17 protein-coding genes are annotated in these 12,640 nt (G+C 51.2%); all 17 read left to right on the top strand.

Annotation, left to right across the window (positions count from 1 at the left end):
• Positions 1-51 precede the first annotated feature (51 nt).
• Positions 52-1,215: a DUF2586 family protein gene (locus ACYU87_RS18165; RefSeq protein ID WP_461135500.1), complete on the top strand. Its 1,164-nt coding sequence runs from the start codon at positions 52-54 to the stop codon at positions 1,213-1,215.
• Between the two features lie 2 nt (positions 1,216-1,217).
• The gene (locus tag ACYU87_RS18160) at positions 1,218-1,643 is read left to right on the top strand and encodes a hypothetical protein (protein WP_461135499.1); all 426 of its coding nucleotides are present in this window, start codon (positions 1,218-1,220) and stop codon (positions 1,641-1,643) included.
• The gene (locus tag ACYU87_RS18155) at positions 1,644-2,024 is read left to right on the top strand and encodes a hypothetical protein (protein WP_461135498.1); all 381 of its coding nucleotides are present in this window, start codon (positions 1,644-1,646) and stop codon (positions 2,022-2,024) included.
• Complete coding sequence (locus ACYU87_RS18150; RefSeq protein ID WP_461135497.1) at positions 2,011-2,481, top strand: M15 family metallopeptidase; 471 nt, start codon at positions 2,011-2,013, stop codon at positions 2,479-2,481. Before ACYU87_RS18155 ends, ACYU87_RS18150 begins: the two co-directional genes overlap by 14 nt.
• Positions 2,482-2,552: 71 nt before the next feature.
• Positions 2,553-2,921 (top strand): hypothetical protein, encoded by a 369-nt coding sequence (locus ACYU87_RS18145; RefSeq protein ID WP_461135496.1) that lies wholly within the window; start codon positions 2,553-2,555, stop codon positions 2,919-2,921.
• A gap of 47 nt (positions 2,922-2,968) precedes the next feature.
• Positions 2,969-3,103, top strand: coding sequence for a hypothetical protein (locus ACYU87_RS18140; protein WP_461135495.1), 135 nt, complete (start codon positions 2,969-2,971; stop codon positions 3,101-3,103).
• Complete coding sequence (locus tag ACYU87_RS18135) at positions 3,100-5,118, top strand: hypothetical protein (protein ID WP_461135494.1); 2,019 nt, start codon at positions 3,100-3,102, stop codon at positions 5,116-5,118. The genes ACYU87_RS18140 and ACYU87_RS18135 overlap by 4 nt, the downstream gene beginning before the upstream one ends.
• A complete protein-coding gene (locus ACYU87_RS18130) occupies positions 5,118-5,567 on the top strand; it encodes a DUF6046 domain-containing protein (protein ID WP_461135732.1) in 450 nt (149 codons plus the stop codon). Before ACYU87_RS18135 ends, ACYU87_RS18130 begins: the two co-directional genes overlap by 1 nt.
• Before the next feature lie 44 nt (positions 5,568-5,611).
• Entirely contained in the window at positions 5,612-6,664 is a 1,053-nt protein-coding gene (locus ACYU87_RS18125; RefSeq protein ID WP_461135493.1) for a hypothetical protein, read from the top strand.
• Positions 6,665-6,786: 122 nt separating this feature from the next.
• Entirely contained in the window at positions 6,787-7,386 is a 600-nt protein-coding gene (locus ACYU87_RS18120) for a hypothetical protein (RefSeq protein ID WP_461135492.1), read from the top strand.
• Positions 7,383-7,682 carry a hypothetical protein gene (locus ACYU87_RS18115; protein WP_461135491.1) on the top strand — a complete coding sequence of 100 codons (300 nt, stop codon included), beginning with the start codon at positions 7,383-7,385 and terminating at the stop codon, positions 7,680-7,682. Before ACYU87_RS18120 ends, ACYU87_RS18115 begins: the two co-directional genes overlap by 4 nt.
• On the top strand, positions 7,679-7,966 hold the full coding sequence (locus tag ACYU87_RS18110) for a hypothetical protein (RefSeq protein WP_461135490.1): 288 nt from the start codon (positions 7,679-7,681) through the stop codon (positions 7,964-7,966). Before ACYU87_RS18115 ends, ACYU87_RS18110 begins: the two co-directional genes overlap by 4 nt.
• A 13-nt stretch (positions 7,967-7,979) precedes the next feature.
• Positions 7,980-8,786, top strand: a complete 807-nt coding sequence (locus ACYU87_RS18105; protein WP_461135489.1) for a hypothetical protein — start codon at positions 7,980-7,982, stop codon at positions 8,784-8,786.
• Complete coding sequence (locus ACYU87_RS18100; RefSeq protein ID WP_461135488.1) at positions 8,779-10,296, top strand: putative Ig domain-containing protein; 1,518 nt, start codon at positions 8,779-8,781, stop codon at positions 10,294-10,296. The genes ACYU87_RS18105 and ACYU87_RS18100 overlap by 8 nt, the downstream gene beginning before the upstream one ends.
• 8 nt (positions 10,297-10,304) lie before the next feature.
• Positions 10,305-11,714, top strand: a complete 1,410-nt coding sequence (locus ACYU87_RS18095; protein WP_461135487.1) for a hypothetical protein — start codon at positions 10,305-10,307, stop codon at positions 11,712-11,714.
• A complete protein-coding gene (locus ACYU87_RS18090; RefSeq protein WP_461135486.1) occupies positions 11,711-12,250 on the top strand; it encodes a hypothetical protein in 540 nt (179 codons plus the stop codon). The genes ACYU87_RS18095 and ACYU87_RS18090 overlap by 4 nt, the downstream gene beginning before the upstream one ends.
• Entirely contained in the window at positions 12,247-12,519 is a 273-nt protein-coding gene (locus tag ACYU87_RS18085; RefSeq protein ID WP_461135485.1) for a hypothetical protein, read from the top strand. The genes ACYU87_RS18090 and ACYU87_RS18085 overlap by 4 nt, the downstream gene beginning before the upstream one ends.
• Positions 12,520-12,640: the final 121 nt, after the last annotated feature.

Raw genomic sequence — 12,640 nt, 5'->3', positions numbered from 1 at the left:
TCTATCCAAGCGGGTAGCGCGAATGGGCTTTTCTAACTTTTTAAACGAACAATGGGACTTCCAACAGTTAATGTAGAGATTCAGAGCGGTGGTCTTGGTCGGATTGCGGCTCAGGAGGATCGGGTATGTGCATTAGTGATCAATGGGGTAGCGGACCAACCGCTTCAGATATTTTCGCTGGAAGACGCCAAGAACCATGCTACCCGTGCGGACGCTAATTATGTTTCCGAATACGACCGTCAAATTGCCGATTTTTTTAAGGAGGCTGGTGCGGGTGCTGAACTATGGTTACAGCCGGTGAATCCGGCCACATCGACGGCAGTGCTGTTTTCGGGCGGGGTTATGTCAAATCTGATTGAGCGGTCAGGTGGTCGAATCAACGTAGTAGGCTTCAGCCGCTACTTGGCGACTGAGCCAGCGTCTCCAGCTCTAGTGAGTGGTATTGATGCGGACTGTATGAACGCATTGGATGACGCTCAGGCATTTGCGGAATACTATGCAGCCCTGCACATGCCGCTTCGTATTATCATGGACGGTAAGTACATGAGCGCAACCCCGGCTACCCTAACCAATTTAAAATCCCTGACCTACAATCGGGTGGCGGTATGCGTAGCCAGCAATAAACAGGGGGCAAAAAACGCCTGTATGGGTCAGTTATTAGGCAGAATTGCCGCCAGTCCGGTCAATCAGAGTATCGCCCGGCTACGATCTGGGCAGATTCTGATCGATGAAGCCTACACCACAGGCGGGCAGGTGACGCGCAATATCCCGATGGGTGACATTGCAACGGTCGGGGATAAGGGGTACATCCTGTTTCGTCGCTTTATCGGCAAGGGTGGATTCTATTTTAATGAAGATCACATGGCTTGCCCGGATACCGATGATTTCGCAACCCTGGCAAATGGTCGCGTTATTGATAAGGTGGCTCGTATCGCCTATGCCACGTTCGTGGAGGAGTTATTAGATACCGTTCCGGTCGATGAGAAGGGAAAAATTCTCAAGACAACCATCAAACAATATCAGTCAAATATCGAACGGGCGATTGGTTTGACGATGGGAGCGGCTGGCGAGATCAGTAACGTAGACGCGTTTATTGACCCCAACCAAGACATTTTGGCAACCTCAAAACTAATCGTGGATTTGCGTATTACGCCAACCGGCACCAACCGGGTTATCCTGGTCAAACTTGGACTCTATAACCCCAACGCAGCTTAATTATGGCAACTTCATCAAGTTTCAATAGTGAACAATATGCCTGGGCTGACGTAACGATTCAGATTGGTAGCCGGGTGTTGACGGGTGTTCAGGGAATCAGCTACAAACGCACGCAGGAGAAAGGCTTCGTGTATGGCAAAGGCGATAAGCCCATGTCCATTCAGCGAGGTAACTACGCCTTTGAAGGATCGGTCAAGCTGCTTCAGGATGAGGTTGAGACGCTCATCCAAGGCGCGCCCAACAAAGATTTACTTCGTCTCCGTAACCTGACTATTTCGATTGGCTACGAGCGGGAAGACGGCACATCGGTCATTGATAATATCGTCGGGGCTGAGTTTTCGGAGGTTGAAAAGGCACTGGAGCAGGGTAAACAGTTCATGGAAATCGAATTGCCCATCATGTTCCTGGACGTTAAATACGACGTATAAATGAAAGACCTGCTCGCCAAATTGAACGACCTCTTTGAGTTTGATCACACCGCCATTGCGCTCGCCAGTCTTATTTCAGCCGTCCTGACATCAGGCAAAAATGATGTTGGCTTGCCGATCCTGGTCAGAACCCTGAATGTATTGTCGGGGTTCTGCCTGGCCAGCCTGGTCGGCTTTGCGCTACTGGAGGCCGGTTGGCTTCCCTGGCTTTCGTCGGGTATTGCCTACGCCGTGGGCAACGTTGGAAACCGGCTAATGAATGGCATGCTGACTGCTGCCAAGCTCTTCGAGGTAGACCCGCTTTCGTTTACGGGTCGAGTCATTTCACTGATCTGGGAGTTTAAGCTACCCACCCTCAAAAAAGACAATGGGAATCAATAAAGACATTGCCTTGTGCGTCCCACGCCTGCAACAGGCGTGGGCGTATCTCAAGGAAGAGTGGCCGAAGCGTTACCCGGATGCGCCAGCGGTGATTCTGGTCGAGACCTACCGAAGCCCGGATGTGCAACGAGCCTACTACGCTCAGGGACGCGAAAAGCTATCCATCGTCAACACCATCCGTATGAAGAATGGCTTGGAGGCCATCACGGAAGTGGAGAACCGGCGCAAGATTACGAATGCCCCACCAGGCAAGAGTCTTCACCAGGTAAGTCCTTCCCGGGCGTTCGATCTGGGCTTCGTGAAGGGTGGCAAAATGGATTGGAGTGAAGCCAATTACGAGAACGCGGCTCACATCATCCGAGAGAAATTTCCGGATGTTACCTGGGGTGCTGACTGGAACAAGAACTGGAAGACTAGTGATGAAAAGTTTATCGACATGCCCCACTTCCAAGTATAAGGTCTAGTGTACAATAACCATTTAAATAGCGTTTAAACGCATTTTCCCTCCTTACAACTCTCTTAAACACAATGAACACGAAACCTGCATCGGCGGCTGAAGTAACGCCCGAATTGATTGACCAGTGGAAAGAAAAGCACGGTGAAATAAGCAAGATTACCGTAGCTGACCATTCAGTCAAATTTGATCCCCACCTGGTTCCCGCCGATGATGAAGAGATCGAAGGCAAAACGGCCTACCTACGCAAGCCAACCGACAAGGAACTGAGCTTTGCCATGTCGAAACTGCCGGTTATGCTGGACGCGGGTAAAGTGCTGGTCAAAAGCTGCTGGCTAGGGGGCGATGAAGAGATCAAAACCGACATGGCCATGTTTAATTCGGCGGCTATGGAAGCCCTTCAGTTTCTGGAAGTGCGTCAGTCTAAAATGGTAAAGCTCTAACCGACTGGCCGGAAATTACCAACAAATCAGGCGAAGGATTACCCGCCATGTGTGCCATCATTCGGTACATCTACCCGATGGTTGATCCCTGGTCGTTGGCGATTGAAGACTTGATACGAATCTGGCGCGAAGCTGACTATGTGATTAAGACCTTCCGACTAATTAATAAGGACGAAAAATGAACCGGGTATACGAGTTTGCGATGCGATTGAAAGATTTAGTCAGTCCCCAACTGGCTAGAATTAATGCAACCGTTTCGCGCACGGCATCCACGGTTCAACAAGCGACCAGTCGGATGCAGTCAGGCTTCGCACGGGCTGGTCAGTCGGTTGAACAATTACGTAGAAGATTGACGTTCGGGCGGGAAATCCAGAACATTGATACCCTAAACCGCCATTTGGACGGTCTGACTCGCCGTCGTGACATCTCTGTTGATACGCGGGAAATTCGTCAGCTAAACCGGGAAATTGGGCAAGCTGAACGCGAAATGCAGCGTTTACAGCGGCTGGGTGGCGGGGGTACTGGTGGGGCTGTCGGTGGCGGCATTAGCGGCATGTTGGCCGGATCGGTTGGCGGGATGCTGACCACGGCGGCTTTAGTGGCTGGTGCTGGTGCCATGCTTCAGCAAGGAATTGGGCGGGAACAAACCCAAATGGCCTATGAGCAGTTCACCCGCGATCCGGCTATTGCCAGGGACTTGATTGCCAAACAGAACCGCTTCGCGGACGTGACGCCCTTTACCAATGAAGAAGTGATGGGGGCGGGTCGGTCGATGCTTTCGTATGGCTTTAAAGCCAATGACATCGTGCATCAGGAAAGTATGGTAGGTGATGTGGCCGCTGGTGTACAGACCAATTTTGGTGAACTCGCTGGCGTTTATGGCAAGCTGAAATCAAAGGGTTTTGCTGATACATCGGACATCTGGCAGTTCGCGGATCGGGGTATTCCTATTCTGGACGCCCTGAGTAAGAGTCTGGGTAAATCGAAAGAGGAAATTCTCAAGATGGCCGAAACCCGTCAGATCAAGTTCACCGACATCGAAAAAGCCTTTGAATCCATGACCTCTAAAGGGGGCATGTTCGAAGGGATGTTGGACAAGATGTCTAAAACGACGGGGGGGAAATTATCCACCCTGATGGGTACGGTTCAGAACAAGATTGGCATGTTGGCTGAATCGCTTAATCCGATCATCTCGCTTTTGCTGGAGGTCGGTAGCGGTTTGTTCGCGGCTCTTGACCCGGTGTTTAACGCCATTATGAACCTGTTCAAAGCCTTTGAGCCGTTGTTTATTGCCATCGGCAAGCTGCTCGAATTGTTTGGCATCGGTGGGCAACAGGCGGGTTTATTGACCGTGATTATGCAACTGTTGGCCACGGCCATTAATGGCGTAGCCTGGGTGGTCAACCTGCTCAGTACAGCCATTCAATACCTGGTCGAAAATCCAATCCTGTTGTTTATCGCCAGTGCCACACTGATCATTTTGAATCTGGCTACGATCACGGGTTGGCTGGTGACGCTCATCGGCTGGATCGGTACCGCGTTCGCGTGGGTGGTTGCCCTGGCTGAATCGTTTTGGGCCTTCAGTGCGGCCATGTTGGCTTGTCCGGCTGTTTGGATCGTAGCGGCTATTGCCGCCATCGTAGCCGGGATCATGTGGCTGTGGGACAATGTGGAAGGGTTTCGACACGCGCTTATTAAGCTGTGGGAAGTAGCCAAATCGGTGTTTGGCTCAATCGGTAAAGCCTGGAATGCGCTGATGAAAGGTGACTTTTCGGGAGTAGGCAAGGCGTTTGCCGATGGAATCAAACAGGGGTTAGCTAATGCCGATGTCAAGATCAAGGCAGATAAGGCATCACGGGCGGCAGCCAATGTGCCCAAAGTACCCAATGCACCAGCGGCCAAGAAACCCGCCATGCCAAAAGCCCCCGGCGTCGGTGGTCCGGGTGCCCCTGGTGGTGGGGATGGCAAGCCTGGAGGTAAGGGTAAAGATAAAGAAGGGATTGGTAAATCGGCTGGGCTGGAGGCTACGACGGGTGGTACCAAATCGACAACCATTACCATCAACCTGAAAAGCCTGGTCGAGCGAATCAATATCAATGCCGGTAGCGTTGGCGAAGGCGTCAAGGATATGGAAGCGCAGGTAACAGACGCTATGCTTCGCGTATTGAACAGTTCCAATTCAATGGCTACCCAGTGATGAGCTACACGGAGAAAGTAAAAACGACGGGTGTGACGATGCAATGCCCCGTTCGCCTGGGCTTTAAAAAAGACGGGTCCGACCTGTGGACGATTCCGCTGGAACCGACTGTCACGGTCAGACTGAAGAAAACCATTGTCCGCCGAAACATTGCCAAAGCGGTCGGATCGGGTAGCGTAAAGGAAGCCTGGAACATGGATGATTATGACATACGCGTTTCCGGGTTACTCCAGTCGTCCGAAATCGGCAAGTTCCCGGAACGTGAACTGTCCAAGCTCAAATCGTTTCTCACGCCGATGAAAAGCATCGTGATACGGTGTCAGATACTGGACATCTTCGGGGTCAACCTGATGGCGATTGAAAGTGCCGATTTTGACCACACGGCAGGTCTTGAGAATCAGCTATACACCTTTTCGGGCTATTCGGACCAATATTTTGAATTAACGTAACCTTCGCACCGGCGTTCCGGCACTTAATCCCAATCTATCACACCATGAACCCGATTAAACTCTTGTTTGGCTCACTCTTCTGCCTGGTCATCCTTTCCAAAGTTAAATGTACCCCACCCCCTATGTTTAAAATGGATTACGACATTCAGATTGGCAAGGTCAAGCTGAAGGGAATCGAATCAGTCACGGTCGATTCGAGCGCGGACCTGTTATCGGATCAGTGCAAAATCACGTTGCCAGGTATGGCTTATAACAAGGCGTATGATCTGGAGAAAGTCGTTAAGCGAGGGGATGCCGTGACGGTAAAATTAGGCTATGATGGCAACCTGCATACCGAGTTTAAAGGCTATTTAAAAAGCATCCATCCCAACACACCCATGAAGCTGGAGTGTGAAGATTCGATCTACCTGTTTCGTAAACCAATTAAGGATAAGCAGTTCAAAAAGACGACGGCCATCGACATCCTTCAGTATGTCATTAGCCAGATCAACCCGCAACTGACGGGTCATAAAATGAAGCTCGTAACTGATCTGAGTGGCCTGCAATTCGATTCGTTTACAATTGTTCGGGCCAACGGATATGAGGTGCTGGAGAAGATCAAATCAGAAACGGGCGTCGCTATTTATTGCCGGAACGATGAGTTGCATTGCCATCTGCTCTATACCCAAAAACGGGGGGATGTGACCTATGACTTTGCCAAAAATCTGGAAGAGTCGGACGGGCTGGAATACGTCCGGGCGGAAGATGTGAAAGTACTGGTCAAGGTCGTTGGCCGAACCAAGAAAGGAGCCAACATCGAAGTCGAGGTGGGGGAAAAAGGCGGGGACGTTCGCACGTTTCAAAAGCCAACCATTTCGGATAAAGCGACACTGGAGGCCGTGGGGAAAGAAGAGTTGAAGAAACTAAGTTTCGATGGCTACAAGGGAGCGGTTAAAGGCTGGCTGATTCCCGTGTGTGAGATCGGTTATAGTGCCAAGCTAATCGACAAGGACTATCCCGAACGCGAAGGTCGCTATTATGTTAATGCCGTCAAGACGGAATTTTCGTCCAGTGGTGGCCGTCGAACCGTCACCCTGGGCATTAAGGTGTCAGCCTAAGAAACAGAACAATATTTGGTTGGATGGCGGGTGAAATGCCCGGCTCCTGGCATGATCCGCCCTGGCCCGGACGTGGCCAGCCCCAAAATCCAGCATTTCACCGACTCCCAACAGAATAATCTATGGATAAGCGAGCGCAATTACTGGAGGCTTTAAAGGGGCTACATCCCGAAACACCTATTCAGGTGTGGCCCGCTATCGTCAAATCCATTCAGGGGACCGACTGTACGGTTGACATTGTAGGCACTGACCTGGTGGACGTGAACGAGGTGAACCTTCGGGCGGATGATGAGGCCAGCGAGGGCGTGTTGATCGTACCCCGCGTGGGTTCATTTGTGTACGTGGCGGCTGTGGAAAACGCGGTCGATAACCTGTTTGTCTGCATGGTGTCGGAAGTGGATCGGGTCGAAATCAAGATCGACAAGTCGCTGGTCACGGTCGATAAAGACCAGGTGAAAGCCGTCCGGGATAAATGCGAACTGACGCTGACCGATAAAGCGACACTGAAGCAGGATCAGACCGTTGTAGAGCTTGCCAGCGGTAAGGTCAGTATCAAGAATGCCGGGGTGAACTTGAAGTCCTTATTTACCGATCTGACCACGCTGCTGAAAACCTTTCAGGTCATTTGCGCCGGTCCTGGTGCGCCATCCGCGTCGGTTTTCCCAGCTACCCTAACCAGTGTCACCCAACTCGAAACGAAGGTTTCGCAGCTACTATCATGACAACCGACATTCTCTTTGACCCAATTACCGGGGACATCCTGATTGAAAACGGCGAACTGGTGGTGGGGGACTCGACCGATCAGCACACCAAGGATTTGATCGTGATTGATAAGGGGTGGTATAAGCATGACCCAAGGCGAGGTGTTGGTGCGGTCAACTTCGTCAATGATGACAACAATCTGCCCGGCTTGGCTGCGGCTATTCGATTAGAACTCATTGCAGATGGCCAGGATGTAGACTACGTTGACATTGGGCTAGATGGCAATGTGTCGGTTCAAACCAGTTACCCATCATGAATGCAATAGGATATAAGGTGCTGATTCAACAAAGCCTTTTTGACATCGCTATCGAGGTGTACGGTGATGTAGAAGGCATTTTCTGGCTGCTGGCCGATAATCCTCAACTGATCGGGCTAACCGACCGATTACAACCGGACCAAACGCTTCACCTGCGTGAAGATAAAATCAACCCACGTCAGGCGGACGAACTAGACATCTACGGACCCTTCCAGACCATTGATGAAACCGACAAGCCAATGGGTATTGGCTACTGGCGAACCGAGGAGTATAAAATAGGCTAACATAAACCACACGATGAGAACAAATTCAGAGATACAGGCTGAGATGGACGCGGTGCAAGCCACCTATCCCGCTTTAAGCAAATTGACCTCTACCAGTCAACTCAGTTTCTTTCGGCTTTTAAAGAACATGTGGGTGTTGCTGGTCATGGCAATCGAACAACGAGTCGATGCCGCCACGGCGGCAACGTTGCAGGCTATAACGGACAATCAAACGGGTTCACTGGCTTGGTATGTAAAAATCATAAAAGCCTTTCAGTTCGGCGATTCAGTCACAGTCTATGACGGCTACCGGGTTGGTTACGCCAGCATCAATCCCGCTAAACAAGTCATCTTACAATGTACGGTAACCGAACAATCAGATGGTCGGCTGCTGGCAAAAGTGGCAAAAGCCAGCGCGGAATTTTTCGGCCCTTTATCTGAAGATGAGCTAACGGCACTGAAAGAGTATGTACGGATGGTGAAGTATGCTGGCGTTGCGTTGGATGTCATTTCATTGCCAGCTGATGAACTACAGCTTCGGGCAACGGTCAAGATTGACCGGCAGGTTTTAGACGGCAATGGCCTCTCATTGTCTAGTCCGGGCACAAACGTCGTATTGAACGCCATCGTGGAATACATACGCGCTCTCCCCTTTGACTCTGTCATGTCCTGGACAGGGCTGACGGATGCCCTTCAGAAAGTTAATGGTGTATTAGATTTTCAGGTAACCTCATCCGCTACTCGTGCGGCTGGCACATCCGCCTGGAGTTCATTTACCCGTGAAACAACCAGCCGGGCAGGACACATGAAACTTATAGACGTGGCTTTTACCTATGTTTGATTTAGAGGCTTTCATCCGGCAGCTCCTGCCTATCAACCGGCGAACTGACCTCAATGTCGGGTTCGTGAAATTGCTCTTCGCGCCAATGGCTTCGCTACTCCTGGCCATTGAAACCAGTCGTCGGCAAATGGTGCTTCTGTCGAAAGCAACAGGTCAGGTCTTATTATTGGAAGAATTGCTGAATCAGGCTGCGTTTTCATCCAGTGTGGGAAATATCTATATTCTGGATGGTAACTACGTTACCGTCGATTTTCAGGTAGTTGTGCCTACCGGGTTAGCGCCATCGCTCATTAGCCAGCTAAAAGGCATTGTTGATGCCTATAAACAAGCCGGGAAGCGTTACGCCATTGTCGAGGATGCCACGTATGTGGTCGATAGCAACAACAATCCGTTTGCTTGGGAAGCGGGTTACCCCTACCTGAATGACATTCAGATTGTGTTTGCCCTAAAACAAACCGGGCAGTATCGGACGGTCCTGAAGAAAGATGGCGTCGTTACGTTTGATCAGCCAGTCAACTACACGGCGGGTTATCCCGTCTCGCTGGAGGCACAAGGTACGGGGTCGATCTTCACGCTGGAGGTCATGAGCCTGACGGCTTCCCTTACGCGGATAGCCACTGGTGCCATTTCCCAACTGACCTATCAGCGATCCGGGCAATCGCTCAACGTACTGGCGTGGATCAATGCCGGGGATGTCGAAGTGCGCTTGATCGGGAGAAATAACACCGCGTACACAGATTCCTTTTCGGATGCTATTGTTTGGGGTTCGGAGATGGCGGGGGTATCGTACAACCGGATGCGGTCTTACACAAATGTACCGAGCGGTGAGTACACGATTCTGGCTAGGGTAAAAGGTCAGACGGCTACCACGGCGTTGGACATTAATCTGACGGTGCCCAATCAGCCGCCTGTGGTGGTTAATCCCATGCCGAACCAATCGGGCAAAGTCGGTCAGTACTTCACCTATTCGATTCCGTCCAACGTCTTTACGGACCCGGATGGCTTTATTGCTGGCTTCGCCACGACAGGGCTACCACCCGGCATAAGCTACAATGCGGGTGGTCCGATCTCAGGCACCCCCACCACGGCGGGCACCTATACGGTCCGGGTGACGGCAGCCGATGACAAAGGGGCAGCGATCTCTGATGAATTTGACCTGACGATCGTACCCGCCGATTCAACGAGCGTTGATAACAACACACCACCGCCCGTTGTCAATCCAGGAGCTACCATGATCGTACCGATGAACCGGGGAATCATGAACCTGGTCGCGGAACATAACGGCTCAAAATGGCGCGTCCGGGATACGGCTAACTACGGTATTCCACAAGGTAAAGCCGGGTACTTTTTCATCAATGGTAATCCATACCTGACCGCCCTGCCAACGACCTACGATTATTTTCCAGGGGATGAAATTACGGTCTGGTACACCGTGGCAACATCGCCCGACGTGTCCGCGTCGCAATGGGATACCAAAGCGCACGCAAAAGTTGTTTTTGGCCAAATTTAATCCACACCATGACTGAAGTAACTTCACCGACCTGGCATGATCGCTATAACTTATGGGTAGCGACCAGCCAGAAAAATGCCCCCCCCTTTCGCTTGCCCGATGGCCGGATTCATACCACTGTTAACCGGCGCAAGGACCAGACATCGCGTGATATAATTGGCCGGGCGGGTATCAACGCGATCATGGACACCAACGTTTCCTATGATAAAATTAACAACGTCAGCATTCATTATCAATGGACGCATAGTCGTCAATTCAATTATAGTGGTGGCCAACCCGCTCCAGGGGACGCCAATCCAGCCAAAAACCTGACGTATGACCAGGTAAAGCAGGTCGCTCAAACCATGCCCCTTTCGTTCATCGAGGCTGACGAATTGGGTGAAGGTGAACCCTGGGGAATGCCTTATTGGGCACCACAGAAAAGATGGTACTACGAGATTCGCCGGGATATGTACGCGGCAGCTGGTGTGCCGATGCGGAACTACGGTACCTATGGCGGTTTTGAAAATTTGAACGGTGATCCCTGGTTGTATGCCGTCGATGGGAACCGGAATATTATGCCCAATAACCCGAATGCGCCGTTTATGCGTGTCCTGCAAAGCGTGGAGGGGGCGCGGGCTTCGTGTGCTTACTTTGGCCTGTTCGAGTCGATTGGCGTGGGGGCGATTGTGAAGAATTACGCCGATCTGCCCGATTACTTTGCGGATTATTATCGGAAGGCGTATGCCGCCGAAGGAATGGGAAAGGGCATGGGCCGTCAGGGGGGTATTGGACCGGGCAAACTAGCCTACTTGGATTGGGGTAAAATCGAGGGGCTTGGCGTGGATAACAATGACCTTCATAATGGGATGAACTACGAACGGGTAAAACCAGACGGCTCAGTTCAAACCACCTTTGGGCTTCACCCACACGTGGACTATGACTGGTTATTGGGTTGTAATTTCATGGTCGGTTTCATGCTGACCGATGGGTCGATTCAGTTCGATGAACGGGCACCAACCTGGAACAGTGATCCGTCGTCTAATGACTTTCCGGATGAGCCACAGAACTGGCACAATGCCAGCTTTGATGCCGCGTACCGCTACAGCCAGTGCGAGCGTACCGAAGGCCAGCCCTGGCAGCATTGCCGGTATCGTTTCGATGGAGCAGAACAGTGGATTGATCCGGCTTCTGATGGAACAACGATCCTGCACCACGCCAGTGCCTTCGGTGGTCCTTATGCTCAGGGGAGTAATGCCCGCCGTGGTCGCCCGGACGTACGCTTTCGGGTGAAAGGGAATGCGCTGGATATTGCTGCTTTCGATGCCAGCCAGGGCAAGCATAAGAGCGATAACATCATTGTTCAGCCTCTGTCTGGGAAAGAGTTTAAGTTTAATCTTCGCGGGGGTGTCCTTCGCAATTTCCGTGAAACTGTATGAGTAAGATTCCACGCACCGAGTTACGTTCCCGATTTCAGACTGGCAAGGTGCCCACCCAACAGGATTGGGATGATTTTTTTGATTCGTTCGTTCACAAGGACGAACAAACCGCCGTCGATCAACAGGTTGTCAATACCCGGATCGCGACCTACGACACAGCCCTGAAAGCCCGTCAGCCCGATGGTACTATCAGCACGCTAGGCGATGTGTTTGCCGCATTCGAGGGTTACCCAGATAACCGATTCCTGGCCATTGATCTGAAGTGGCCTAATCTGCAAGGTAAGCCAGCATCCGTAAACGTCCAGTGGACGGAACAAACGATTGTAACCGATTCGACCACCTATAACCCCACACAGGCGGGAGTGGCCGCGCAACAACGGTGGCTCGGTTCTCAGGTAGCTGGGTTGACCAGTCAGTTCCATATTGTCGATCTAAAGACGGAACGCCGGTTCGTTGGTAACGGCGTCGATCAGGGTTATTTTACGGATTGTATCATTGCGGTTAAACTGGCGATTGCCCCAAAAGTGAACTTATGAAAACGACACACACGCTTATTGTCAATAAGAACGGGCTGGTATCGGCTTGCCCAACGCATGATCTGTTTGATCTTGGATCGTTCGTTACCGACCCGAACCTGGTGGTGTCGATGCCCGTCCTGTTTGAGTCTGAAGAGGCTTACCAAGACTTGTACGATAACCGGGATAATGCCTTTGTTCTCCATGAGTCACTACCACACAAAGCCAGCATGGACGGGCGGGTATGGTTCCGGCTACTGAAATCGGGCATTCTAAAGCGGGCCGTTTAAACGGTATTTAAGTAGGGTTTAAAAAAGATAGCCCAACCATGCGAATGATTGGGCCTTATAGGGGGGAGTTGGAAAAAGGTAATCTATTTTAGATTGCCTTTTTTGTTTATCTTAATTTGAA

The sequence above is a fragment of the Spirosoma lituiforme genome (assembly GCF_054776635.1).
Note: the sequence above shows the minus strand (reverse complement) of the source record. Positions and strands in the feature narration are given on the sequence as shown.